The sequence below is a fragment of the Phormidesmis sp. 146-33 genome, assembly GCF_052939515.1.
This window is the reverse complement of the sequence record NZ_JBJPHU010000022.1, coordinates 55497-81262: the sequence shown is the minus strand read 5'-3', so window position 1 is coordinate 81262 and position 25766 is coordinate 55497. Positions and strand designations below refer to the sequence as shown.

Below are 25766 nucleotides of genomic sequence, written 5' to 3'. Positions count from 1 at the left end.
GGGGGGCAGAAGCCGTGAACAACGAAGCGGAAAACCTCTTATCGAATTCACGTTATTTAGCCTATTTGTTTAACGTAAATTCAACGTAAATTCAATGAGGCTTTTTCGTGTCGTCTTTTTGATGTCTAGTTCGATTGAGGTTTCCGTCAATCTAGAAAGAGTCGTGCTTTAGGTATGCGGCTGACGCTTCCGTATTACTCCTGATTTATACTGAAGTATTGTTACATAGTCGGCTCTGGAACGGTGCAAAAATACGGAGTCTTTTGAGAAAAATTGATAATGAATTGATGAAGCTTTTCGCCGTCACGCTTTTCTGACAAAACTAAATTGGCGATCGCCAGTGCGGTATTCTGCTCCTTACTCTTCAAGAATTCGACTTCTTTGCGAAACATTAAGCTTTATGAGACTCAGCCCTCACAACCGCTTTTGAAGAATCGACAATAGAAATAGAAGCTTTTGAAGCCAGCAATTAGGAGACTGTGGAATATGGTTAGCCAAGCAGATCGCATCTATGAAACCCAAACGCAAGCGATCGCCCGTCAGCTTTTGGCCGCGACGAGAGAGGGGCGTTCTCTGTTTGCCCAGATGCGAGATCAGATGCGTTGGGATGACAAACTGTTGGGCTGGACGATGGGCAACCCCAATCTCAGGGTGCAGCTATTTCGCTTTATCGACTGTCTGCCTGCCTTGAGAAGCAAACCTGAGATCGCCCGTCATTTGCAGGAATATTTGGGCGATGCCAGCGTCGAGTTGCCATCTGCGCTCAAGGGAATGCTCAATTTTGCCAATGCCGACTCGATGCCGGGACAGGTAGCCGCGACGACCGTTTCTACAGCAGTTGAGACGCTGGCTCACAAATATATTTCAGGTGAAAACACCAAGCAGGTTCTCAAAACCCTGGAGCGGTTGCGTAAAGACAAGATGGCGTTCACGGTGGATCTGCTGGGCGAAGCGGTGATTACAGAAGCGGAGGCTCAGTCTTATCTCGATCGCTACCTCGACTTGATGACCCAACTCACCGAAGCTTCGCAAAATTGGGGGACGGTGCCTGTGATCGACTTGGCGGACGGGAAGCCGCTCTCAAAAGTGCAGGTATCTGTCAAGCTGACGGCGTTTTATTCGCAGTTTGATCCGTTGGATGCTGAGGGCAGTGAAGCACGGGTGAGCGATCGCATTCGCATTCTCTTGCGGCGGGCTAAGGAGTTGGGGGCGGCGGTGCATTTTGATATGGAGCAATACGCTTACAAGGATCTGACACTCTCGATTCTCAAGCGGATTTTGATGGAAGAGGAGTTTCGCGATCGCTCGGATTTGGGAATGACGCTTCAGGCTTATTTGCGAGACAGTGAGCAGGATTTACACGATTTGATCGCTTGGGCAAAACAGCGGGGCACACCGTTAACGGTTCGGCTAGTCAAGGGCGCTTATTGGGATCAGGAAACGATCAAAGCGGTGCAAAAAGATTGGCAGCAGCCCGTTTACAATCAAAAGCCCGCAACAGATGCCAACTTTGAAACGATGACAAGACTGTTGCTGGAAAATCACGAGCATTTGTATGCGGCGATCGGCAGTCACAATGTCCGCACTCAAGCTCACGCGATCGCCATTGCCAAAGCGTTAGAGATTCCGCGCCGTCGGATTGAGTTTCAGGTGTTGTATGGGATGGGCGATAAGTTGGCGAAAGCGATCGCCGATCAGGGCTATCGAGTCCGCGTCTACTGTCCCTACGGCGACCTGATTCCTGGCATGTCTTATCTGATTCGTCGTTTGTTAGAAAACACCGCCAACAGTTCTTTTCTCCGCCAAAACCTGGAAGAACGCCCCGTCGAAGAATTGTTAGCGCCGCCGATCGCCGAACCCGCCCCTTCAGAACCCTCCTCACGCCTCACGCCTCACGCCTCATCCCTCCCCCGTCTCTTCCAAAACGTGGCGGATACCGATTATGCAGAAGTCGAGGCGCGCGATCGTATTCAAAACGCCTTACAGTCCGTGCGTCAGCAGTTGGGTAAAACTTACTTACCTCTCATTGATGGGGAATACGTCGAAACTGCTGAGAAACTGGATTCTGTCAATCCGTCTCAATTTAATGAGGTCGTAGGACGGATTGGCATGATTAGTGTGGAACAGTCCGAGGACGCGATCGCCGCCGCCAAAACAGCCTTTCCCGCGTGGCAAAAAACGCCAGCCACTGAGCGGGCTGGAATTCTCAGAAAAGCGGCCGATCTGTTGTCACAACGCCGCGAAGACCTGATCGCCTGGATGGTGTTGGAAACGGGAAAACCTGTTAAAGAGGCAGATGGAGAAGTGTCAGAAGCGATCGACTTTTGCCGCTACTACGCCGACGATATGGAACGGCTGAATCAAGGCTACGCCTACGATCTGCCCGGTGAAACGAACCGTTATCACTATTATCCTAGAGGCATTGTCGTCGTCATTTCTCCGTGGAATTTTCCGCTGGCGATTCCGATGGGGATGGTGGTGGCGGCTTTGGTGACGGGCAACTGTGCGCTGCTCAAACCTGCGGAAACCTCGTCAGTGATTGCGGCAAAAATTACAGAAATTCTCGTGGATGCGGGCATTCCTCGTGGCGTGTTTCAGTTTGTGCCGGGAGATGGTGCGTCTGTGGGTGCCCATTTGGTCAAACATCGCGACGTTCACATGATTGTATTTACCGGATCTCAGGCCGTCGGCTGTCAAATCTATGCCAACGCAGCCGTTCTGCAACCAGGGCAAAAACATTTGAAGCGCGTCGTTGCAGAAATGGGCGGCAAAAACGCCATCATCGTCGATGAAAGTGCCGATTTGGATCAGGCCGTTCAGGGAGTCATCCAGTCTGCCTTTGGCTATAGCGGTCAAAAGTGTTCGGCTTGCTCACGGGCGATCGTTCTCGACTCGATCTACGACACCTTTTTGAATCGGGTAATTGAAGCTACTCGATCGCTCAACATCGGACTTGCCGAATCGCCCAGCACGCAAGTCGGGCCCGTCATCGATGCCGAGGCTCAACGTCGAATTCGAGACTACATCGAGCAGGGTCGCACCGAAGCAGAAGTCGCCCTCGAAATGCCCGTTCCCGACTCTGGCTATTTTGTCAGTCCAGTCGTCTTTGCCAACGTGTTGCCCTCTGCCAAGATCGCCCAAGAAGAAATTTTCGGGCCGGTTCTGGCTGTCATGAAAGCGCAGACATTTGACGAAGCCTTGACGATCGCCAACAGCACGCCCTTTGCTCTCACAGGCGGACTCTATTCGCGAACGCCCTCCCACATCGAGCAAGCCCAAGCAGAATACGAAGTCGGCAATCTGTATATTAATCGCGGAATCACAGGGGCGATCGTCGCTCGTCAACCCTTTGGCGGCTTCAAACTGTCAGGCGTTGGCTCCAAAGCAGGCGGCCCTGATTATTTGCTGCAATTCCTGGAGCCTCGCGTCGTCACCGAAAATGTGCAGAGACAGGGATTTGCGCCGATCGAAGGAGCAGAGTAGCAGGGATGAGGGATGAAATAGATTCGGATTGGTGTTGGGGTGGGGCGATCGCAGGTAAAGGTCATCTCTCCGTGGGTGTTCTGAATATAGGAAGAGGGTAAGCACGGGAGCATTGCCCCTACAATGGATGCTCATTACACCCTGACTGATAACTAGCCCTCTTTTTTCATCCCTCATCCCTCATCCTTTCCTTTTATGGCCGTGGCAAACTCTAAATCTTTTCCCGCCTGGGCGTTGATATCGTTGGTGACGAATGGTTTGCTGCTGGCGACGGTGGCCTTATTGTTGTTGAGAAATGAGTCTCCGAGCAATTCATCGCGGATCAAAATTACGCCGCTTCCTGCTTCGACAACGGATGCTCAAGAAGCTGCTGACATCGTTTCTAAGCTGGAGTCACGACAACAATTGACCTATGAACAATGGGTTGATTTGTTAGACAAAGAAGCGAAGGCTGCGGTCAAAAATAAGCCCGATCGCTTAACCGTTTTGGTTGGGGATTCGCTGAGTTTGTGGTTTCCACCGGAGTTGTTGCCCAGCGATCGTACCTGGCTCAATCAAGGGATATCAGGCGAAACCTCTGCGGGATTGCTCAAGCGCTTGAATCTTTTTGAAAAAACAGAGCCTCAAGCAATCTTTTTGATGATTGGTATTAATGATCTTGTCAAAGGCGTATCTGACCAAGACTTGTTAGAAAATTATCAAAAAATCGTTCAGGATCTCAAAGAGGCTCATCCCAAAAGTAGAATTATTGTTCAATCAATCCTGCCTCACGCTAACAAGTCAACCAACGAAAAACGCGATCGCTTACTCGATATTTCTAACAAGCGAATTCATGATTTAAATCAAAAAATTGCTGCGATCGCTCAGTCCGCCAACGTTTCTTATCTGGACTTACAACCACTTTTTGTAGACAACGAAGGTTACCTGCGATCAGAACTAACTACTGATGGACTGCACCTCAGTTCTCAAGGTTATCTGGTGTGGCGATCGGCGATTCAAACCTTTAGCCAGTTGGAATTGGACACCTCAAAATCCGAAAGCTAGTCCCTACGCTCAATTCGTCCTATGATCATCACTAGTCGCGTCATCTCAAGGAAGCCCGATGGACACCAAAGCATTTAAGCGATCGCTCAACAGTTCTGAAAACTACCACCGCAAAGGGTTTGGTCACGATGCCGAAGTTTCAGACGTGATGGATTCTGAGTACCAGAGCGACCTGATTCAGCAGATTCGCGAGAGTCAGTACACCTTAAAACGCGACAACGTGACGATTCGATTAGCGCAGGCGTTTGGGTTTTGTTGGGGAGTCGAACGAGCCGTGGCGATGGCGTATGAGACGAGGCAGCACTTTCCCACTGAGCGGATTTGGATTACCAATGAAATTATTCACAATCCCTCGGTCAATCAGCGTTTGCGCGAGATGAATGTGCATTTTATTGAATTGATCGCGGGTGAAAAAGATTTTTCTGGGATTGAGCATGGCGATGTTGTCATCCTTCCCGCGTTTGGGGCAAGTGTGCAGGAAATGCAATTGTTAAATGATCGCGGCTGTACGATCGTCGATACGACCTGTCCCTGGGTTTCAAAGGTCTGGAATACAGTCGAAAAACATAAAAAAGTTGCTCACACATCAATCATTCACGGCAAATATAACCACGAAGAAACGATCGCCACGAGTTCCTTTGCGGGCACTTACTTAATCGTGCTGAATCTGAAGGAAGCGGAATACGTCGCGAACTATATTTTGAATGGCGGCGGTTCGCAGAGCGAGAGGCTTCGCCAACGCACAGAATTTCTCAACAAATTCAAGAATTCAACGTCATTAGGATTCGATCCCGATCGCGATCTACAACAAATTGGTATCGCTAATCAAACCACGATGTTGAAGGGCGAAACGGAGCAGATTGGCAAGCTATTTGAACACACTATGATGCGGAAGTATGGCCCCGATCAACTCAGTCAACACTTCCTCAGCTTCAACACGATTTGCGATGCGACTCAAGAGCGTCAAGATGCCATGTTTGAGTTAGTGGATGAAAAGCTAGATTTGATGATCGTGATTGGCGGCTACAATTCTTCAAACACAACCCACTTGCAAGAAATTGCGATCGATCGTTCCATTCCCTCTTATCACATTGATTGTGTGGATCGAATTTTGTCGAGCGATCGTATCGAACACAAACCTTTGCATCGGGATCTCGAAGTCACCAAAAATTGGCTTCCCGATGGTGAAATCGTGGTAGGCATTACGTCTGGCGCTTCGACACCCGATAAAGTTGTGGCTGATGTGATTGAAAAAATCTTTGCGCTCAAAGCGGCTGTTTCGATGGTTTAGAAGAAGTTTAGAAAGTTGGGGTGATCCGGGGAAAATGAGTTTTGTCACCCCAATTTTTGCTGCATGAATGCTTTAGACTCGCCTCGATCGTTTTACACTCACGCCAATGGAGAAATTTGGTTAGGAGACGCGATCGTTTGGCTAAAATCGCTAGATTCCAACTCGGTTGATCTGGTGTTTGCTGACCCTCCCTACAATCTCAAAAAAGCAGAATGGGATACCTTTGAATCGCAGCAAATTTACGTTGAATGGTCGCTGCAATGGATCGAACAAACTGCTCGAATTCTTAAACCAACGGGCACCGTTTATATCTGTGGATTCTCTGAAATTTTGGCGGATTTGAAGTTACCTGCTTCTCGATATTTTCAGGGTTGTCGCTGGCTAGTCTGGCACTACAAAAACAAGGCAAATTTGTCTAACGATTGGGGGCGATCGCACGAAAGCATTCTGCATTTTAGGAAGACCAAAAAGTTTTATATGAATGTAGAAAACGTGCGGATTCTCTATAGCGAACACACGCTAAAGTATCCCGATCGACCTCAAGCCGAGACGAGTCAATATGGAAGTCATGAAAAAATTTGGCACCCTAATCCCAAAGGCGCAAAACCAAGAGACGTAATTGAGATTCCGACAACTTGTAATGGAATGGATGAAAAAACAAATCATCTGACTCAAAAACCAGAAGAATTAGTCAGAAAGTTTTTGTTGGCGTCTTCTCAAAGAGGCGATGTGATTGTTGATCCCTTTCTAGGCTCCGGAACGACCGCTGTCGTCGCCGAACAATTGGGACGAAAATGGCTAGGCTGTGATCTCAGTGCCGAATATTTAAGTTGGGCAGTTCAGCGTATTCAAATTGCAAAATCGATGTCAGACGAAGAGTGGTTCTGGTTCGATCGCAAAAATGAGGCGCGCAGAAAAAAGATCCGGTGAACGGTAAAGTGAGGGTAATCGATCGCATCGAACTGCTATGGGCCCTCAAGACGCTAGAACGCTCAGAAGATTTATTTACAGCCTCATTTTTGCCTTTCTCTATTTGATCTGGAGTTTTCCGGTTCAGGCGGGTATGTTGTCCGATCGAGTGGCTGCTTTTCCTCAATGGCAGTCCAAACCACCCATCCAAACGGCTCAGGGCGATCTGATCTATCCCACCTGGTTTAAAGGAACCTGGCACGTCACCAGTACGCTCGTCGATTTGGTTGCACCCCTTGCTCCAGAAGTGGTCACTCCCGGCTTTGAGAGCAATCGTGACTATTTAAATCAGCCCGTTAAGTTTGATGTGCGGTTTGTTAAACAAGGGTCTGCCAAAAATCGCATTGCTGCCGCCCTCAAATCGCTGCAACAACGGTCACGAACCCCAGAAGTTGTCGCCGATCGCGCCTTCAATGGTTTGAATTTGGCAAAGGCTTATCTGGGCGATCGAGCGGTTTTGGCGGTCAAAGTCGATCCAGAGTCTCCCAATCGGCAAATTACGCTGTTGAGAGATGATCGTCAGCTAGTGTCGATCGTCAACGCCAGATCTGTTGAAACGCCTGCTTTGAATCAATTCATCACGACAGAAATCTTTCAGCAGATTTTTCGCGGCAGTTCCCAACCCTATCTCAATCAGGTCGAGACGACGACAGCTTATCGGAGAAGTGAGGAGAGAGGAGAAAGTGAGGAGAGAGGAGACAGGAGTGAGGAGAGAGGAGACAGGAGTGAGGAGAGAAGAACGCCTGCGATCTCTTCGAGTTACCCGCAAGGGGTCGTCGCTGACCAGATGACGGCGGTCTATTTGTCTTCTCAAGATCCTGATTACTTCAAAACGGGCGAAAGACCTGTGGCGCTTTATCGCTATCGACTGGAATTTGTGCCTGTAGAAGCGGTGAGTCTGCCCTCAGAGTGATTTTTTGTAACGTTAGAAATTCGACTCTGTAAGCAATTTACAAGCAATGATTACAGAAGTTTGCAAGAATCGTCAGCAAAGTAAACTTTATTGTCTTTCGAGTCCATCCCAGAAATGCCTTTGCTATTGTCAGAATATTGACGGGTAATTCATCCGGTTCATTTGCTGTCTGAGAATTTACGAGTCATTGCGGCTCTTCCTCAAAAGCAACTCAACACTTTAGACAATCTATCTCAGTCAGCATTTCTGAAAGTCAGGAATCGCTAATCTCCAAATCCGCTCACTCAAACCAACTGTATTCCCTCTTTTTTAGAACCCCAGATGACCTCTTTTCTTAAGCCCTGGAACATAAATCACTATTGCGAACAATGGATTGCTGATTGGTGCCAAGATAACGGCTGGACTGATTGGTTTGTCGAGCGATCGAGCTATTGGGCGTTTCCTCCAAATGCAGTGATGCCTGTCCCGATTCCCACTCAGGTACTCAAGTCCATCAAGGCAGAAAAAGGTCTTAGCACCGAGGAAAGAATCTGGTGTCTCAGCGCTCTTGTAAGTACCGTCATTGCCGCTGCGTCAGGCTATTTTATGTCGTCCCCAATGCCTTTTGTTTTGGCGTTTGCTTTCTGCGCGATCGTCGTTGCTCGAATGGATGACGAAGAATCTTTTCCTTGTTTTGAGGAAGAAGAAATCTAGAATTTCTTAGCAAGTTAAAGCTAAAAAAAGGGGTGAGCCTGGTAGCTTATCCCTCTTTTTTTGGAACAAATTTTATTAGACTAAAGAATGTTTTAACCTTCGTCCTTAATCTTCATCTTTACCCTTCATCAATGACTTGGGCTGACACTTCTACTGCTTCGACATCGATCGTACCCGAAGGAGTCATTCGCTTAAAGCGTCCCTGCTCGACCTGCAACGGCTCCCCACAGCTAGGACATTGAATGTCAGCCTGATTGATGCCCGCAAACTCATAGCTACAAACCGGACAAGCCGCCTGAACCAGGTTTTTCTTGAGCCACCACTGAAACGCAAAAAACGCCACCACCGGAGCCAACAACAGCAGACCCAACAAAACAAAAAACGACTTAATCAACCATCCCAACCCCAGCGCCGTCAGCAACCAGACAAACCCAATCAGGGTCAGCAGGCGACCAAAGCCAGTGATACTCAGTTGAAGATTGTTGAGGCTGTTCTGGTTCACAGCAGACTCCTGGAAATGAAATAAACTATCTTAATTGAAGCAGATCCCATCGTCGCTCAGGGGACGGCTATCTCTACTCAAAGGGGATCAGGTTTCCGACTTGCGATCGACACTCTCTACAGCATAAGTTATCTGATCGATGGGCACACAAAACTGCTCCAAAGTTTAATCAGCGTAACCTTTACCAGGAATTGAGCATGACAATTTTTTTAGCAGGAGCCAGTCGAGGAGTCGGTCGAGAAATTGCCAAGGGTCTGACGGCGCAAAATCTCAGCCTAAAGGCACTGCTCAGATCTCAAGCCGCCGCCCCCGAATTGCAAGCCTTGGGAATCGAAGTCACGATCGTCGATGCCATGAGTCTCGATCAAGTTGAGTCAGCCATGAGCGGAACTTCCATCGACACCGTAATCAGCACGATCGGCGGCAAGCCCCAGGATGGAGAACGCGCCGACTATCTGGGCAACAAAAATTTAATTGATGCAGCCGTAAAAGCGGGCGTTCGCAGATTCATCTTAGTCACGTCGATCGGCAGTGGTGAAAGTGCGGTGGCTCTGCCGCCTCAAGCTCTGCAAACCCTGGGTGAAGTTCTCAAAGAAAAGGAGAAAGCCGAACAGCATTTAATCCAGAGTGGATTGATTTACACGATCGTTCGACCAGGCGGACTCAAATCTGAACCTGCGACTGGCAACGGCATCTTGACCGAAGATCCCAAAATTGCGGGGACGATTCATCGGGCGGATGTGGCGCAGCTAGTCTGTCGCTGTGTGAGTCGCGATCAGTCAAACAATCGAGTTCTATCGGCGGTCGATCGCGAAATGATCTACGGCACTCCAGACTTTGAGGAATTCAAACTGGACTAGCGATCGAGGAATGAGAAATCAAGGAATCAAACTCATTCCATTTTAGAACTTGCAACTCTGGCGCAAATTTTTGTCGAGGTCAAAGGCGATCGCCGCTCATTTCCTCAAAATTCCTAAGCCATCACCATGCCGCCATCCACGTTAAAGACCTGTCCCGTGATGTAAGAGGCTGCTGGAGACGCAGCCAAAAATCGGATCATTCCGGCGACCTCTTCGGGCTGACCATAGCGACCTAGCGGAATGTATTTGAGAATCTCATCCGACTTCAGATCATTCGTCATGTCGGTTGTGATGAATCCCGGTGCGACCGCATTGACCGTAATGCCCCGACTAGCAAGCTCTTTAGCCACAGTGCGCGTAAAACCAATCACTCCCGCTTTTGCCGCACTATAATTTGCCTGTCCCGGATTGCCCATCTGGCCCGCGACCGACGTAATGTTGACAATGCGCCCCGATCGCTGCTTCAACATAATTTTGCTGACGGCTCTGGTGCACAAAAACACGCCCGTTAAGTTTAAATCCATGACTGCTTGCCAGTCTTCTAGCTTCATTCTCAACAGCAGCGTATCGCGAGTAATGCCAGCATTGTTGACTAACACATCCACTCTGCCCCACTTTGTCATCGCAGACTCGACCAGCGCATCGACCTGATCCGCTTTAGAAACATCCGCAGCGACCGCGATCGCCTCACTTCCCAATGCAGAAATCTCCTCGACCACTTTTTCAGCCGCCCCGCTAGAACTGGCGTAGTTAACGACCACCTTCGCGCCCTCCGATGCCAACGCCAGCGCCGTCGATCGACCGATTCCCCGTGACGCACCTGTGACGATCGCCACCTTCCCCGACAACTGTAGCTCTGTTGGCAATGCTTCCATAACGGCTTCCTCTCAGTTCTGTGCGGATCTGATCATATCGGCAAAGGAGAACTAGAGAAGAAGGGATGAGGGATGAGGGATGAGGGATGAAGACCAATGTTCACGTCGGGTGTTGTTCCAAGTTCAAAATTTAGAAACCGAACCTTAACACCCAGAGGACTCCTCATATCTTAAGTTCAGATCTTAAGTTCAGAGTCCAAAACTCAACACCTAAATCCCCCTCTCATCCCCTCCTCCCTCCTCCCTCCTCCTCCCATCCCTCCAAAGTTGGCTTTTTTTCAAGATGAAGAGTAGGATTGCATCTATTGCTTTGCGGTTTAAGATATCCTTGGCAATCGCGCAGTTTTTACGGTGGCTATGACTAGAGATCGCGGCATTCCTAATCGGCGGATTCCGAAACCTTCGCAGCCTCAGCCCCGCAGGAAGGCGGCCAACTCATCGTCTCAAAATCTAGACCGTTCGCACAAGGCCTCTACAAGGCAAACGTCTTCCTCAGAGACCGATTCCTCAAAGCAGACGCTTGATCGAGATAGTCCGCCTGACACTCCACCCGAAGCGACCTGGAAACGGCTCCGCAACTGGAAGACGGCTGTCATTTTGGGATTGGTCATGACGACGGGGTTGACCGCTTTCTCGATCGGGTTCCTGTTTAAGCTACCCGCCGTTCCCAACTGTCCCGCAATTTTTTGGCCGCTGGCCTCGGCCTCGCTGCGAATGCACTGTGCCCAGCTTGCCGCTAACAAACAAACTGTTAATGATCTGCTCGAAGCGATTAAATTAGTCAACAGTCTGCCGCCTGACCATCCCCTTCATGACGAAGTAAACCGTCTGGTCGAGCAGTGGGCCGAAGATATTTTAGGGCTTGCAGATGAAGCATTTCACGCCGGAAAACTCAAGGAAGCGATCGACGTGGCTCGCAAGATTCCCAACAACACCAGCGCCCACGACCAGATTGAGAAGCGGATTGAGAAGTGGCAGGGCATTTGGGCTGAAGCAGAGATTATCTATGGTCGAGTTGAAGACGCGCTGCGAAAACAAAACTGGCGTAAGGCTTCTTCGGAGGCGGCCCGGTTGCTGTCGATCGACAATAATTTCTGGCAAACCACCAAGTATCAAGAACTTACCACCATCATTACAGCGACTCGTCAGGACATTAGTAAGTTAGCCAAAGCAAAAGACTTGATCGATCGCGGCGGCGTAACCAATCTACTCGAAGCGGTCAAACTGATTTCTAGCATTGATGAAAAGAGCTATGTCTACCAGGAAGCTCAAGAAACCGTTGCCAAGGTAGGTCAAGAAATGATGGATTTGGCTCAGGCCAGACTCGATCGCAAAGACCTGTCAGGCGCGCTGGATATCATTAGCAAGATTCCACCGAATACAAAGTTGCAGCGTGAGATCGAAGATTTTGATGTGATTGCACGAGCGCAGTCAAAAGCCTGGGGTGGTACGGCGGCAGACATTGAGGCGGCGATCGCTCAAGCCCAAGATCTCCAATTGGGCCGCCCTTATTACGATAAAGCCCAAAAACTGATCGCCCGTTGGCAGCTAGAAAAGAGTGATGTGGCACAACTAGAACGAGCGCGGCAACTGGCTCAATCGGGTAGATCAGATGATTTAGCGGAGGCGATCGCGCAAGCGTCTCTCGTTCCGTCTGACAATCCTCGGTCTAAAGAAGCGCAACAACTGGTCAGTCAAGTTTCGAGTCAGATGCAAGAGATGCAGGATCGGCCGATTCTCGACCAGGCAACTCAAATGGCAAGCGCTGGCGATGTGAATGGGTTACAGTCGGCGATCGACGAGGCCAGACGGATCACATCAGGACGATCGCTCTACGACGAGGCTCAGGGCAAAATTGGGCAGTGGCGATCGCAGATTGCTCGACTGCAAGACCAGCCAATTCTCGATCAGGCGGACACGTTGGCGGATGCCGGAGATTTGCTGAGTGCGATCGCGGCGGCTCAACAGGTCAATTCTGGCAGTGCACTTTACGATAATGCTCAGGCAAAAGTGCAAAACTGGCAAAACCGCATTCAAGCCCAAAGCAACCTGCAAGCAGCCAGAGATGCGGCCAATGGGGGCACGCCGGATGCGTTGTCACAGGCAATTCGATTAGCAGATGGGGTGCCAGGGACGACTTCTCTACGAACGGAGGCTAATCAGGCAATCACTCAATGGAGTCAGCAGATTTTGCAGGCGGCGATCGTTCAAGCTGACACAGACGTTTTGGGCGCGATCGCCACGGCTCAAAAAATCCCCCCCCGCACCGAGGCCTACGCAGCCGCACAGTTACAGATTCAGGCTTGGAGAAAAGCGATCGGGCGCTAGACCAATCTTTCTCTGCGATCATCAATCCGGGCAGATCTCTAACTTCCTTACCCGTGAGGGACTTTGAACCGGAATACGAAACTCAAGACTCCTTGAAATCGATCGCTAAAATAAGAAGAACTCTCCTCAGTCTCAGTCAACTATGGACATCTCACTCACCCCCGAAACTGAACAGTTTATTCAACAACAAATCGCGATCGGTAAGTTCTCCTCGGTTAGTGAAGTGATTGATGCTGGGGTCAAGCTTTTGGAAGAACGAGAACGCATCTACAAAGGACGATTTGAAGAACTTCAGCGCGAGGTCATGATCGGCATTGAGCAACTCGATCGCGGTGAAACAGTAGATGGTGAAACTTTTATGCAGGAGTTAAAAGTCAAACTCCACAAGAGACAGGAGAAACTCTCTTAATGAGCGCAAGATATACATTGCTGTGCAAGCAAGCCGAGATATTGAGCGGATCAGTGGCTATATTGCTGATCAAAGTGGAATGAGAGCCTCTGAGAAATTTATTGACAAGCTCAATCAGAAGTTTTTAACGCTCACTCAGTTTCCAAATATCGGACGAAAACGGGATGAACTATCGTCGGGTTTGGGAAGCCTCTCATTTGAAGATTATTTAATTCTTTACCGCTCAACGACCGAGGAAGTGGAAATTGCACGGGTGGTGAGTGGCTATCAAGACCTAGAAGCACTGTTCTCAAGCCCCGATGATCAATGATTCACGAAACTCAAGACTCCTGTTGGTCGATCGCTCCCCAGAAACCAGTATCGTTTTTTAGAGAAGATCCTAATTCTGATAAACCCAACAAAATGGCTGAATCCAATATTGAATCCACTCTGCACGAAGATCGCGTCTTTCCTCCCTCGGCTGAGTTCTCACAAAAAGCCACCATCAAAAGCTTAGAAGACTATCAGCAACTGGTCGATCGCGCTCAAGCCGACCCGCAAAAATTTTGGGCAGATTTAGCCACTCAAGAATTGCACTGGTTTCAACCCTGGGATACGGTGCTGGACTGGAGCAATCCCCCTTTTGCCCGATGGTTTGTCAATGGTAAAACGAATCTGTCTTACAACTGCCTCGATCGCCATCTCACCACTCGTCCTGATAAGCCCGCGATCGTCTGGGAAGGTGAACCCGGAGATACCCTGACGCTGACCTATGCCCAACTTCACCAGCAGGTTTGTAAGTTTGCCAACGTTCTCAAACACCTGGGCGTTAAAAAAGGCGATGTGGTCGGATTGTATATGCCGATGATTCCAGAAGCGGCGATCGCCATGCTGGCCTGTACTCGGATAGGAGCCGCCCACACGGTCGTATTTGGGGGGTTTAGTGCCGAAGCGCTGCGCGATCGCTTGATGGATGGTCAGGTCAAAGTCGTTGTCACAGCGGATGGAGGCTGGCGAAAGGATGCGATCGTGCCGCTCAAAACTCAGGTAGACAAAGCCCTTTCTCATCCCAATGTGCCTGTCGAAAAAGTTCTTGTGGTCAAGCGCACCGCTCAAGAAATCGAGATGAAAGACGGCCAGGATTTTTGGTGGCACGATCTCGAAACAGAGGTTTCTGCCGAATGCCCTGCCGAACCGATGGATAGCGAAGATATGCTGTTCATTCTCTACACGTCTGGCAGCACGGGCAAGCCCAAAGGAGTCGTTCATACGACAGGCGGCTACAATCTCTACGCCCACATCACCGCCAAATGGATTTTTGACCTCCAGGAATCGGATGTTTATTGGTGTACTGCTGACGTAGGCTGGATCACAGGGCATAGCTATGTCGTCTATGGGCCACTTTCCAACGGAGCCACCACCGTCATGTATGAAGGAGCCCCTCGCGCCTCAAACCCAGGCTGCTTTTGGGATGTGATTGAAAAACACAAGGTCACGATTCTCTACACCGCTCCCACAGCGATTCGAGCCTTCATCAAGATGGGCGACGAACATCCCAAAGCGCGAGATTTGTCTTCCTTGAGGCTATTGGGAACGGTCGGCGAACCCATCAATCCCGAAGCCTGGATGTGGTATCACACCGTGATTGGAGGAGAAAAATGTCCGATCGTTGATACCTGGTGGCAAACCGAAACAGGCGGCATTATGATCACCGCTTTGCCAGGGGCCATTCCGACCAAACCTGGATCTGCGACGCTGCCTTTTCCGGGAATTTTAGCGGATGTCGTCAATTTGGACGGCGATTCTGTGCCGACGAATGAGGGGGGATATTTAGCGATTCGGCATCCCTGGCCGGGCATGATGCGAACGGTCTTTGGCGACCCCGATCGCTTCCGCAAAACTTACTGGGAACACATTCCAGTTAAAGAAGGGCACTACACCTACTTTGCAGGAGACGGGGCCCGACAAGATGAAGACGGCTACTTTTGGGTGATGGGTCGCGTGGATGACGTGATCAATGTCGCCGGACACAGGCTAGGCACAATGGAAGTTGAATCTGCTCTGGTGTCTCATCCCGCTGTTGCAGAAGCCGCTGTCGTGGGCAAACCCGACGAAGTAAAAGGGCAAGACATTGTAGCCTTTGTCACCTTGGAGGGCGATCATCAGCCCAGCGACGACCTGGCCAAAGCACTCAAAAAACATGTGGTCAACGAGATTGGCGCGATCGCTCGTCCGGGTGAAATCCGATTTGCTGACGCTTTACCCAAGACGCGATCGGGCAAAATTATGCGACGACTCCTCCGCGATCTGGCTAGCGGGGTCGAAATTTCGGGTGACACCTCTACGCTAGAAGACCGCAGCGTTTTAGAAAAGCTTCGTCAAAGCTAAGATTTCTAATCTCAAGAAGATCCAACTTCCCAATGGGTAGGCGATTCGTCTACCTTTTTTAATGTGAATTGGGTTTAATGTGAACTTGATGAAGTCTTTCGCTTTGGCTTCAGAGTCGGATGGTCTCCTAAATCCTCCATAAGTGAGAAATTTTGAACGAGAAACCTTATCTAAACGTCAATTCGATGAAGTTTTTCACTGAGGTTTTCTGCTTCGTTGTCCAATTCTTCTGCCCCTCAACTCCCCATTCTGAGAAACTTTTGCATGAGAATTCTAGATTAAAGTCTCTCACTGGTGCTGGTCATTACCAAGATCTCCTACGACATTAAAGAGCGCAAAAAGATTCATCGAATTCAGGTCTACTGGGGTGGAAGTGGCGAAGGCTCTGTGTTGGGTTGAGTTCCGGAGCCTGGAGGAAGGGTTGGCTGAGGAGAAAGGGGAGTCGGAGTCGTTTGTAAGCCGCCTGGACTGGGTGCGATCGGGTTTCCAAACAGATCGGTGCCGCCGGGAGCGACAGGAGGGTTGATGCCAGGGGTTACAAGAGGCGCGGGAGTGGTTGGAGTGGGAGACGGTTGACCACTTGGAGGGGGGGCTGTGGAGAGAGCAGCCCGATCGCCCCCCACCGTTCGTAAAATGTCTAGCACTTGAATCACATCGTTATAGAGTGCCGTTTGAGAAGCACTAAGAACCAATAAGCCTTCGGGTTGCTGCTGGTGATAGTTCTGCACGACCTGGAAGAGTTGGGCACGATCGACGGGTTGTTTATCCACGTAAATCTGCCCTGCGGGATCAATGTAGACCATGAGGGATTCTTGCGTCTGCACGGTGCCTGTGGCTGCTTTGGGCAGATCGACGTTAATGCCTTGCTGACGGGTTAATTGCAGCGCTGCCAAAATAAAGAAAACCAGAATACAGAAGATCACGTCAATCAACGGAATGATCTGGATCTGCGCCTCGTCGTTGGGAGAATCTAGGTTGAGCTTCATAAGGGATGAGGGATGAGGGATGAGGGGTGAGGGATGAGGGATGAGGGATAGAAAGTAGTCACTTTGGTCGATTCATGGGTTGATTCATGGATATCAAGGGCATTGCTGAACCGTGGGATGAATTGCCCCAAAGCGGCGGGAAACCCAAGGTTCAAAGTCCCCCAATTTTGGGGGATTTAGGGGGCGAAAAGCTTGACACTTCCCACGCATTCATCCCTCCAATCAGCAACGCCGATATCAACATCCCTTGGTTTGTTCTTGACCTATGACTAGCAGCGCACGATTAAACGGAATGGGTCAGCCTGCTGAGATGATTTGGCAAGTTTTGAGCGGTGCAAACGGTCATCCCTCATCCCTCATCCCTCCTTTGGTTTGCCATTTTTGACGGTAGAGCAGTTCTAGATCATTGCCAGCGCGACGGAAGACCTTGGCCTGATTGAAAATGAGTGCCTGAAAAATTCTGTAGAAGCCAGCCGCAAGAATCGCCACGATCAAGCCTGTTGCGGTGCTGATCAAGGCTTCGCCGATCCCCGTTGTAACGCCTGCTGTAGATGCGGTGCCAATGTCGCCCAGTCGAATCGACCCCAGTGACGTAATCAAGCCAAGAACCGTCCCTAGCAAGCCCAACAGCGGAGCCAGGGCAATCACTGCTTCGAGAATCTTGTCGCCTCGCCGCATGGAGACAATTTCTTCGTCGGCAGACGATTCGAGGGCTAGGCGAAACAGTTCTGGGTCAGGGTCTTGGAGCCGCAGGGCAGCATAGAGAAATCGGGCGATCGGTTGGTCGTAAGCCTGCCGTGCAATCTCAGTTGACATCCCCCAGTCTTTACGAGAGGCATCCAGAATCCGATTGACCGTCTCTTTTTCTTTGTTGAGGACATTGAACCAAAACCACGATCGCTCAATAATGGCGCTCAATGCCAAAATCGAGAGCAGCAGCAGCGGCACCATTGTCACGCCGCCCTTTTGAAATAGTTCTACGATGTTCATCGTCTGTTCTCTCCAGTCATGCCTCACACCTGATGGTGAATTTCCAGCCTCTCACAAATCTGAGGCATTTTAATTTTAGAGACTCGATGGATGGTTGATGCAGGCCGATCGTAATTTAGTGTGAATGATCCGGGTAGATGATTCAATCTAGATGCTCCTCGAACTTTCTGGATGCTCCTCGAACTTTAAGGATGGTTCGGTGAAGTCCTTTCGCTTCGTTGATCGCGTCTTCTGCCCCCAAGCTGCCAATTTTGGGGAACTTCAAGACCAGATTTCCAGTGGAAAGTTCTTGATTGGTGGAAAATTTAGAAGCGACTGAACACTGTAACCAAATCGAACAAGACTATCGAATTGACATTAAAAAAAGGCGTTGCTGAATCAGGGGATGAATTGCCCCAAAGCAGCGGAAACCCCAAGGTTCAAAGTCCCCTAATTTTGGAGGATTTAGGGAACTGATCGAGTTGATAATCCTAGCGAAAGACTCATCGGATTCAGGTTGATTTAGGATCGCCGTATAAACTTTTGGGAGCCGAAATGCTGAAAAAGAGCTTATTCGCAGTGTTTTTGGGAGGCAAGCTGGCAAGCGATCGGTTAGGTGAAGATCATGAAGTCGTGTTTGTGATCGCTGGAAGCCAAAAAGAAGCGAGAACCTTGGCGAAGGCAAAATGGAAAGGCATTGCAGATGGGATACATGTCGATGCCATTCAAAAGTTAGACATCGTTGACGGACATCGCATTCTATTAACGGAAACTGAGGAAAGCGATCGGGCAAAAATTGACGACCGATACTCAGCTTAGATTTGTTTTTACAAAAAATTGACCTATCAGATAAAGTGAACCACACAAAACAATCAGTTCGTTGTGGATGTTTTGTAGCGCTGCTTCTAATCCTGAAAACACGTCTGTATAAACGTTACAGTCACCCAAATCAGGACAGATCTGTAGGGCTAATGTCGATAGTTTTTCAGGCTCGGCAGAACTGTGACCCGGAACAGGAACGAGGTAGAGAAAATCGCCCGATCGCAGCAATTCTTTAAACACGTCGGCATGATCTTTAGTCGAAAGCATTCCCATCACCCAATGCACAGGAGAAGCGTCTAACGACTCTACAAACTGACGCAGCACCTTAGCACTAGCGGGATTATGGGCCCCATCGATCAGGATTTGGCGTTCTTTGTATCTAAACCACTGCAACCTTCCTGCCCACTGAGTTTTAGCGATTCCATCCCTGATTGCCTGATCCGAAATCTTCCATCCCTGCTGCTGGAGAAGTTGTAGAGCGGCGATCGCCAACGCTGAATTGTGTCGCTGGATCGCGCCTTGAAGGGGAAGCTGATAACGGAGGGAGGAGGGAGGAGGGAGGAGGGAGGAGGGAGGGGTGTACTCTGCCCAACCGTTGCCTGAATCTGTGGCAGGGTCGGGGTAAATGACGGGGCAGTTGACTTCGACGATGCGGCGATCGATGGCCTGTTTTGCCTCTGGGGGAATCTGACCAATTACGGCGGGACAGCCGGACTTAAGGATGCCAGCTTTTTCTCTAGCGATGTCTGCAAGGGTTGGGCCGAGTCGTTGCCAATGTTCCAGACTGAGAGAAGTAATGATAGTGACAAGGGGACGATCGCAGACATTTGTCGCATCCAATCGACCGCCTAATCCCACTTCGACCACGGCAATCTCTACCTGCTGTTGAGCAAAATAAAGCCACATCGCCGCCGTAATTACCTCAAATTGAGTTGGACAAAAAGTGGGATCAATTGCCGCCTCAACTTCTGACAAAACCTGCTGCAAATCTTCTGGAGAAATTGATCGGTTGTTAATACAAATTCGTTCACACCAGCTAACTAAATGTGGCGATGTGTAGCGTCCAACTCGATAGCCCGCTTCGGTCAAAACCGATGACAAATAAGCACAAACGGAACCCTTGCCATTGCTGCCTGCGACATGAATAATTGGAACGCGATCGTGTGGATTGTTTAACGCAGACAAAAGCTGCTGACTCGCCTCCAATCCTAAGTGAATTCCAAACCGTTCAAACCGCTGCAAAGTTGCATCAATATCCACAAAAATATTACTCCTGGTTGTCACTCAATGCTCTCAGATCGTCCCTCAATAAATAGCCCCAAGCTGGACTGTAAAGATGCACCCGCTGCACCCGCTGCCCTTGAGCGTAAATAGGTTTACCCTGATTTGCCCACTCAAAAATTGAGCCTTCCAGATTCATCACTTGAGTAAATCCTGCTTGCTGGAGTCGATCGACCACCCGCGCTGATCGATAGCCTACCGAACAGTACACCACGATCGAGGTTTCTAAAGACAGTTTCAAATCAGAAAAATCGTGGATATCTGGATTAATTCTCTGAGCATTATCCAAATGGCTAACATTGTATTCCGCTTCAGTTCTTGCATCCAGTAAATGAGGTTTGCGATCGCTCTCTAACCAATTTTCTAGTTCACCAACTGATAGGTGGCGCACCCTGGGAAACTGAGTCCGAATCAGCAGATTGAGCGCAGACCAACTGAGCCGATCAAAAGGATTCATTCACGACCACCTCGCGGAATCCTTACCGTAAAAGTTGTCCCCATTCCTTCCTGACTCTCTAAGGTCAATTCGCCATTTTGTAGCGCAACACATTTTTTAACCACAGCTAATCCTAATCCAGTTCCAGCGATCGTCGTGGCGTTTTGTCCCCGATAAAAAGGCTCATACAATCGAGAACGATCGCCTAAAGGAATTCCTAACCCTTCATCCTTAACCTGAAAAATGATCATTCCCAATTCACTCTTTAAGGTGAGTTTGATTCTGCCTCCCGTGGGTGAATATCTGATCGAGTTAGATATCAAATTTCCTAATGTAGAATAAAGCAGTTTTTCATCTAATTGAGCATGAGTGTAATAACAGTCACTTGTGAATTGAAACGAATAAATTGCTGGTGTTGCACATTCAAAATCTTCAATTAAATTGAGACAAAAAGCTTCTAAGTCCAACAGTTCTAGACTACACTGCAACTTTCCAGCTTCTGCCCGCGTTAAGGTGAGAATATCTGTTAGTAATTGAGTCATTGATTTTGCAGAAGATTGAATTCGCTTTAAGTTTTTCTGTTTACGATCTTCCGTCCAATACTGCTGACTTTCAATGAGTAGTTCAACAGATCCCAAAATTACACTTAAAGGCGTTCTAAACTCATGCGAAACCATTGAGAAAAACTTTAACTTGAGTTCGCTTAACTCTTTTTGTTGAGATAGTTTTTGTTCAGAAGCTTCAGCTTGTTGACGTTTGACTAACTGTGAGTAAAATCCTAAAAACCCTAGGATCAAAATTGAAAATCCAGAAAGAGTCAGCCAGGTTTCGATTAATTTTCTTTCATAGATACTCACCTGAGACTGCTTGATCGACTTCTCTAGCTCTTGTTCTTCCTGAGTTCGCATTTCATTAATCACAGCTTGGATTTGCTCTCGCAAAACGACACTGCGATCGGTCATCAAAGCTTGAGTGTCTAACGCAGACTGATCTCGCTGGTAGAGAGCGATCGAGTCTCTAAGAAGTACCAACCTCTGACTAAGTAACCTTTCTAATTTAACTAATTGCTGAGACTGCGTTGGATCAGCGGATACTAATATCCGAAGCTCAGTCAACTCCGGCTCAAACTGAACGATCGCAGTTTCATATCGCGCTAACTCTTTGCGATCGCCCGAATAAATGTAGCCTCGCCGCCCCGACTCAACCACTGTCATCGTCGCAAATACATCAACTAATTTTCTAATAATTTGATAAGTTTGTTGAGATTTTTTGTTATTCTCAATAAGCTGTGTCGCGTTTTGATAAGAAACTGTACTCCCCAAGCCCATCAACAGCGTCAATGCTAAAAACCCTACAATCAACCCTTTATCTTCGGGCGACTTTTTTAAGAAAAACATGGAACTCTTCTTTAAGAAACGTGAAGTGTAAGAATCAGATTTACAAAATTAAAAATGATAGCAATTCATCACCTTACTCTATTTACAATAGCCAGAAATTACCCCGAAAATCGCGTCCAAATCTTGCTCAACCATGCGAATTTTAGTCGTTGAAGATGATATTCAATTAGCCGACGTTCTCAATGAGGCACTGACCGATCGCCAGTATACGGTTGATGTTGTTCAAGATGGCGAAATGGCGTGGACGTGGGTCTCTGCCCTCCAATACGATCTGATTGTTTTGGATCTGACGTTACCCAAACTGGATGGGGTCAACTTTTGTAAAAGACTGCGCGATCGCAACTTTACTTTTCCAGTCTTGATGTTGACAGCCAGGGATACGATCGCAGACAAGATCATCGGTCTGGATGCGGGCGCTGACGACTATATGGTAAAACCCTTTGACCTGCAAGAACTGATGGCTAGAATCAGAGCTTTACTGCGTCGAGGCAGTAGCCTATCGTCCACAGGATTGGTTTGGGGCGGTCTACGAATGGACTCCAGCACCTACGAAGTTTCCTATGAGGGCAAGCCGCTTCAACTCACGCCCAAAGAATATTCGCTTTTAGAACTGCTCGTTTCCAATGGACGGCGCGTTTTGAGTCGGGCAGGCATCATCGATCGCCTCTGGTCACTCCAGGAGCCACCCACTGAGGAGACGGTCAAATCTCACATCAAAAGCCTCCGTCACAAGCTAAAAGCCGTCAATGCTCCCGAAGACTTTATCGAAACCGTTCATGGATTGGGATACAGGTTGATGAAGAGTGAGGAGTGAGAGGTGAGGAGTGAGGAGAACTTGAAAGCTCAAACTTAGAATTCAAAACTCTTTTCATCCCTCCCCGCAAAGCGGATTACCCCCAAAGGGGAAACAGATCATCGAAGTTCTCCCTCCTCCCTCAAACCCTCTCCCCGATTTCTCCCCGATTTCTCCCCCTTGTCTCCACGTCAAAGCAGTAATGTTTCAAATTAGAGAAATTTGATCGGCTTTGCGATCGCCCTCAGATGTGAAACCTTGACTCGGTTGGGTCGCGCTCCCTAAGACCTTTTCGAGGTAAAGATTTCTATCTAACTGGCTTATCACACCTGATCAAGAGGCTTCGGTTAGCTGGGAAAGGGGAAATCTTGGCTTGCGATCGGACACTCCGACAACAAGCCAGGAAACCAACCGAAGGCAATTCTGTCTGTGGTTAGTTGTGGCAGACCTCTAATCACAGGCACCTTCTTATAGAGATTGTCACGAATGGCAGCTTTCAACTCAGCGCACTCTTGGCTGCTATTTCTGCAAAGTTGTTTATCTTCATGAAACTCCCCAGGTTCTCAATTTTTTTGTCCGTTGATTCATTCTCTTTTGTTAGATGAAAAAAGAACTCTACAACGGCTGGCTGATTGAATTTATCTCAGAACCAGCTGGTTATTCGTATCAATGTTGGCTTCCGGGCGATCGAGTGGCGGTGAGCGATCGTAACCTCTATATCACGCTAGAGAGTGTCCAGAATGCTGCACGAAAACGGGCAGATTTGGAGGCTGTCAAATGGGCGCTCAAACACTGCTACTCTACCTACATTCAGGGCAGTCTTAGCGCCGATGAATACTTAACCTTAGAAGGTCTAATCACAGGTGCCTTAACGCCCGTTTAACCTTCGACAAAATCCTTCGCTGCAATTCTCAACCCAGGCAAACCCTAAATCCCCCACAAGCGAGGAACTTCTCCCCAGAAATCTGGTTTGATGCCCCTAGAGTTGGAGGGCAGAAGCACCCAACAAGGCAGCGAAAAGACTTCATCAATATTTGTGTTCATTCAAAAAGTCTATTTGGTGCTGCAAGCTAGAAAAATCCTGAATGATGAGTAGCTAGGCGTAAAACTGAAGATGGTTTTCAAGCTGTGCAAGGGGTTCAGGCGAAGCCATCTTTAACTTGACCTGTCTACTTCAAAGTGACTTTCCACAATCAAACAATTCTCCTAGATCAGCGTCCTCAAAGCAAAAACCCCTTGACTGACGGGATCAAAGGGTTTTGAAAAAATATTCGAGTGCCGCGAAATCTCGATAACTTTGAAAAACTAGGCTTGACGTGAATAGTACTCAACGACCAGCAGTTCATTAATTTGAAGGGCAATCCATTCGCGCTCTACAACGCCATTGACCTTGCCTTGCATTTTGTTTTTGTCGAACTCTAAGTGGCTCGGCAGGTTTGCCAAACCGGGATACTGCAAGTTTTGTTGCACCAGTTTACGCGAAGCATCCCGATCTTTGACTCCGATCACTTCTCCTGAACGGCACTGATAGCTGGCAATGTCTACCACTTTGCCGTTGACAGTGACATGTCCGTGGTTGACCAACTGACGAGCGCTCGGAATCGTAGGAGCCATACCCAGACGGAAAATGGTGTTGTCTAACCGCATCTCAAGCAGTTGGAGTAGTACCTGTCCCGTGGAGCCTGCTGCCCGACGAGCTTTTCTGACGTAGCGGAGCAGTTGACGTTCGGTAACGCCGTAATTAAAGCGGAGTTTTTGCTTTTCTTCTAAACGGACAGCATATTCAGAGCGCTTTTTGCGTTCTTGACCGTGTTGTCCGGGGGGATATGCTCGTCTGGGAGATTTGCGGGTTAGACCAGGTAAATCTCCTAAACGCCGCACAATTCTAAGGCGCGGGCCTCGATATCGCGACATGAATACTTCCTCTGTTGCTCGAATTTTTAAACAGCTTATCTAGTATAGTCGCCAAGCTGCTAACTTCAAAGAAGATGCAGTGGTTTTTTTGAGATGAAGGTTTTACTTATCGGGTTGGTACGGGGCTATCGAGTTTTTATCTCGCCGTTGTGGTTGCCGTCCTGTCGGTTTCAGCCAACTTGCTCACAGTATGCGATCGAAGCCCTCGATCGTCATGGGGCCCTCAAAGGCACTTGGCTGGCAACTCAACGTATCTGTCGCTGTCACCCCTTTAACCCTGGGGGATATGATCCGGTGCCAGAGAGAAAGTGAGGGATTGATAGAGAGGGAGACGATCGGGCTATGGCTGGCAATAATCCAGGGACGTTTTTGGATGACCAGTTGTAGGGAAGCACTTTACTGGCGAAGCATTTTATTGAATTTGCACTAAATTTCGCTCAATAGGTTCGATCGATGCAGGGATCACATGTTCTGCATTCCAAAGCTGCATGATCCTTGTAAACAGACCTGAAAGCTTGCCAAAAGACGTTTAGAATAAGAATCAAATCCTTTACGTTCCGCTACAAAAACTGGCTGTTTACTTTGCACGATCGACACATTTGGTAAGTTAGACTATCAGAGGTAAAGCGCTACAGGTCTCTAAAGTTCAGTAGTTTCTCGCATTTACCCTGCCGAAACATAAGGCAGTATTGGTGCGGCAGGTTACAGACTGTAACATCAGTTTTAGTCTATACTTCAAGCTGTCCCTGCTGAGGTTTGTACTCTCAAGGTTTTAGGCTTCCGGGAGTGCTGCCAGTCACGCTGTATTCAACTTCAGAATCACTAAAGTCTTTATTCATCTCCTTCATTCCCTTCACGCACTACAAGTTGAGGCTACGCAAGAATGAAATCTCAACAGACCAACCGAAGAATCGCCTTAGAAGGTTGGGTCAGACTTTCTCCCGCAGTACACTCTACCGATGCTGCTACCGTCACCGACTCTTCTGCCCGGAAAAATAATATTGATTGGTTGCTTCCTTTACGGAAACAGATCGATCGTGTTCAGGTTCGTGATGCAGGCTTGGCTCATCGCCTCTGCAAAGTGATCCCAGCTCAATGCCCATTTGAACGCGATGTCAAAGTTTTGGGCAAGACTCTGTTTCACATTCCACCCATGTGCAAGCTCAACCCTCTCTATGATGAGGTGGTTGCTCTACGCTTTCGCGCATTGTGCTATTTAGCGGATGAGTGCGGTGAAGATATTAGCTGTTACTGCTAATTTTCAAAGGTTTAACCCTACCCATTGCACGAAAATAGCTTGAGCGACGATTTAACTGATTCTTAACTAGATGCTGTGATGACAGTTTAGCGAGTTGATCGTTCTAACGCTCATAATTGCAACAAACCTTATCATTTTCCTCTGAGCTTTGCCTCAGACTTTTATAGAGATGCCTA

Annotated in this window: 25 protein-coding genes; 16 read left to right on the top strand and 9 right to left on the bottom strand. The window is 48.6% G+C overall.

Annotated features, from left to right (window positions below):
* Positions 1–221: 221 nt before the first annotated feature.
* Positions 222–392, bottom strand: coding sequence for a hypothetical protein (locus ACJ2PR_RS11530; RefSeq protein WP_446856666.1), 171 nt, complete (start codon positions 390–392; stop codon positions 222–224).
* Between the two features lie 94 nt (positions 393–486).
* Here ACJ2PR_RS11530 and pruA point away from each other — a divergent pair, with 94 nt between their 5' ends.
* The 6 genes from pruA (at position 487) to ACJ2PR_RS11500 (ending at position 8393) form a co-directional block, all read left to right on the top strand.
* Positions 487–3483, top strand: coding sequence for an L-glutamate gamma-semialdehyde dehydrogenase (gene pruA / locus ACJ2PR_RS11525; RefSeq protein WP_446877106.1), 2997 nt, complete (start codon positions 487–489; stop codon positions 3481–3483).
* A gap of 201 nt (positions 3484–3684) precedes the next feature.
* Positions 3685–4527: an SGNH/GDSL hydrolase family protein gene (locus ACJ2PR_RS11520; protein ID WP_446877105.1), complete on the top strand. Its 843-nt coding sequence runs from the start codon at positions 3685–3687 to the stop codon at positions 4525–4527.
* 58 nt (positions 4528–4585) lie between these two features.
* A complete protein-coding gene (locus tag ACJ2PR_RS11515) occupies positions 4586–5818 on the top strand; it encodes a 4-hydroxy-3-methylbut-2-enyl diphosphate reductase (RefSeq protein WP_446877104.1) in 1233 nt (410 codons plus the stop codon).
* A 63-nt stretch (positions 5819–5881) separates the two neighbouring features.
* Entirely contained in the window at positions 5882–6748 is an 867-nt protein-coding gene (locus tag ACJ2PR_RS11510; protein ID WP_446877103.1) for a DNA-methyltransferase, read from the top strand.
* A gap of 37 nt (positions 6749–6785) precedes the next feature.
* Positions 6786–7700, top strand: coding sequence for a DUF6816 family protein (locus ACJ2PR_RS11505; RefSeq protein ID WP_446877102.1), 915 nt, complete (start codon positions 6786–6788; stop codon positions 7698–7700).
* A 321-nt stretch (positions 7701–8021) separates the two neighbouring features.
* The gene (locus ACJ2PR_RS11500; protein ID WP_446866090.1) at positions 8022–8393 is read left to right on the top strand and encodes a slr1957 family protein; all 372 of its coding nucleotides are present in this window, start codon (positions 8022–8024) and stop codon (positions 8391–8393) included.
* Positions 8394–8511: 118 nt separating this feature from the next.
* On the opposite strand, the gene ACJ2PR_RS11495 is transcribed toward ACJ2PR_RS11500, so the two are convergent.
* The gene (locus tag ACJ2PR_RS11495; RefSeq protein WP_446856673.1) at positions 8512–8895 is read right to left on the bottom strand and encodes a DUF2614 family zinc ribbon-containing protein; all 384 of its coding nucleotides are present in this window, start codon (positions 8893–8895) and stop codon (positions 8512–8514) included.
* 197 nt (positions 8896–9092) lie between these two features.
* On the opposite strand from ACJ2PR_RS11495, the gene ACJ2PR_RS11490 reads away from it, so the two are divergent.
* Positions 9093–9755, top strand: a complete 663-nt coding sequence (locus tag ACJ2PR_RS11490) for an SDR family oxidoreductase (protein WP_446877101.1) — start codon at positions 9093–9095, stop codon at positions 9753–9755.
* A 113-nt stretch (positions 9756–9868) separates the two neighbouring features.
* Here the strand turns inward: ACJ2PR_RS11490 and fabG are convergent, their stop codons facing one another.
* On the bottom strand, positions 9869–10630 hold the full coding sequence (gene fabG / locus ACJ2PR_RS11485; protein ID WP_446856675.1) for a 3-oxoacyl-[acyl-carrier-protein] reductase: 762 nt from the start codon (positions 10628–10630) through the stop codon (positions 9869–9871).
* 351 nt (positions 10631–10981) lie between these two features.
* Between fabG and ACJ2PR_RS11480 the strand changes: the two genes are divergently transcribed.
* The 4 genes from ACJ2PR_RS11480 (at position 10982) to acs (ending at position 15734) form a co-directional block, all read left to right on the top strand.
* Complete coding sequence (locus ACJ2PR_RS11480; protein WP_446877100.1) at positions 10982–12958, top strand: hypothetical protein; 1977 nt, start codon at positions 10982–10984, stop codon at positions 12956–12958.
* Between the two features lie 142 nt (positions 12959–13100).
* A complete protein-coding gene (locus ACJ2PR_RS11475; RefSeq protein WP_446877099.1) occupies positions 13101–13367 on the top strand; it encodes a type II toxin-antitoxin system ParD family antitoxin in 267 nt (88 codons plus the stop codon).
* Between the two features lie 22 nt (positions 13368–13389).
* Positions 13390–13677 (top strand): type II toxin-antitoxin system RelE/ParE family toxin, encoded by a 288-nt coding sequence (locus tag ACJ2PR_RS11470; RefSeq protein WP_446877098.1) that lies wholly within the window; start codon positions 13390–13392, stop codon positions 13675–13677.
* Positions 13674–15734 (top strand): acetate--CoA ligase, encoded by a 2061-nt coding sequence (gene acs, locus ACJ2PR_RS11465; RefSeq protein WP_446877097.1) that lies wholly within the window; start codon positions 13674–13676, stop codon positions 15732–15734. The genes ACJ2PR_RS11470 and acs overlap by 4 nt, the downstream gene beginning before the upstream one ends.
* A 359-nt stretch (positions 15735–16093) precedes the next feature.
* Here the strand turns inward: acs and ACJ2PR_RS11460 are convergent, their stop codons facing one another.
* Both ACJ2PR_RS11460 and ACJ2PR_RS11455 read right to left on the bottom strand, forming a co-directional pair.
* Positions 16094–16720: an ExbD/TolR family protein gene (locus ACJ2PR_RS11460; protein WP_446877096.1), complete on the bottom strand. Its 627-nt coding sequence runs from the start codon at positions 16718–16720 to the stop codon at positions 16094–16096.
* Positions 16721–17062: 342 nt separating this feature from the next.
* Positions 17063–17710 carry a MotA/TolQ/ExbB proton channel family protein gene (locus ACJ2PR_RS11455; protein WP_446856682.1) on the bottom strand — a complete coding sequence of 216 codons (648 nt, stop codon included), beginning with the start codon at positions 17708–17710 and terminating at the stop codon, positions 17063–17065.
* A 534-nt stretch (positions 17711–18244) separates the two neighbouring features.
* Here ACJ2PR_RS11455 and ACJ2PR_RS11450 point away from each other — a divergent pair.
* Positions 18245–18508: a DUF1543 domain-containing protein gene (locus ACJ2PR_RS11450; RefSeq protein ID WP_446856683.1), complete on the top strand. Its 264-nt coding sequence runs from the start codon at positions 18245–18247 to the stop codon at positions 18506–18508.
* Here the strand turns inward: ACJ2PR_RS11450 and ACJ2PR_RS11445 are convergent.
* The 3 genes from ACJ2PR_RS11445 to ACJ2PR_RS11435 are packed head-to-tail and all read right to left on the bottom strand — an operon-like array spanning position 18500 to position 21625.
* Positions 18500–19795 carry a bifunctional folylpolyglutamate synthase/dihydrofolate synthase gene (locus ACJ2PR_RS11445; RefSeq protein WP_446877095.1) on the bottom strand — a complete coding sequence of 432 codons (1296 nt, stop codon included), beginning with the start codon at positions 19793–19795 and terminating at the stop codon, positions 18500–18502. The two genes, ACJ2PR_RS11450 and ACJ2PR_RS11445, sit on opposite strands and share 9 nt — an antisense overlap.
* A complete protein-coding gene (locus ACJ2PR_RS11440) occupies positions 19779–20249 on the bottom strand; it encodes a rhodanese-like domain-containing protein (protein ID WP_446877094.1) in 471 nt (156 codons plus the stop codon). The genes ACJ2PR_RS11445 and ACJ2PR_RS11440 overlap by 17 nt, the downstream gene beginning before the upstream one ends.
* Entirely contained in the window at positions 20246–21625 is a 1380-nt protein-coding gene (locus ACJ2PR_RS11435) for a sensor histidine kinase (RefSeq protein ID WP_446866100.1), read from the bottom strand. The genes ACJ2PR_RS11440 and ACJ2PR_RS11435 overlap by 4 nt, the downstream gene beginning before the upstream one ends.
* A 133-nt stretch (positions 21626–21758) precedes the next feature.
* On the opposite strand from ACJ2PR_RS11435, the gene ACJ2PR_RS11430 reads away from it, so the two are divergent.
* Together ACJ2PR_RS11430 and ACJ2PR_RS11425 are read left to right on the top strand one after the other, a co-directional pair.
* Complete coding sequence (locus tag ACJ2PR_RS11430) at positions 21759–22439, top strand: response regulator transcription factor (RefSeq protein ID WP_446866101.1); 681 nt, start codon at positions 21759–21761, stop codon at positions 22437–22439.
* Between the two features lie 580 nt (positions 22440–23019).
* A complete protein-coding gene (locus tag ACJ2PR_RS11425) occupies positions 23020–23301 on the top strand; it encodes a hypothetical protein (protein WP_446866102.1) in 282 nt (93 codons plus the stop codon).
* Between the two features lie 422 nt (positions 23302–23723).
* Here ACJ2PR_RS11425 and rpsD read toward each other — a convergent pair whose 3' ends face one another.
* Complete coding sequence (rpsD, locus tag ACJ2PR_RS11420) at positions 23724–24332, bottom strand: 30S ribosomal protein S4 (RefSeq protein ID WP_446856689.1); 609 nt, start codon at positions 24330–24332, stop codon at positions 23724–23726.
* A gap of 93 nt (positions 24333–24425) precedes the next feature.
* On the opposite strand from rpsD, the gene yidD reads away from it, so the two are divergent.
* Positions 24426–24644: a membrane protein insertion efficiency factor YidD gene (gene yidD / locus ACJ2PR_RS11415; protein ID WP_446856690.1), complete on the top strand. Its 219-nt coding sequence runs from the start codon at positions 24426–24428 to the stop codon at positions 24642–24644.
* A 571-nt stretch (positions 24645–25215) separates the two neighbouring features.
* Complete coding sequence (locus tag ACJ2PR_RS11410) at positions 25216–25590, top strand: Mo-dependent nitrogenase C-terminal domain-containing protein (RefSeq protein WP_446877093.1); 375 nt, start codon at positions 25216–25218, stop codon at positions 25588–25590.
* Positions 25591–25766 lie beyond the last annotated feature (176 nt).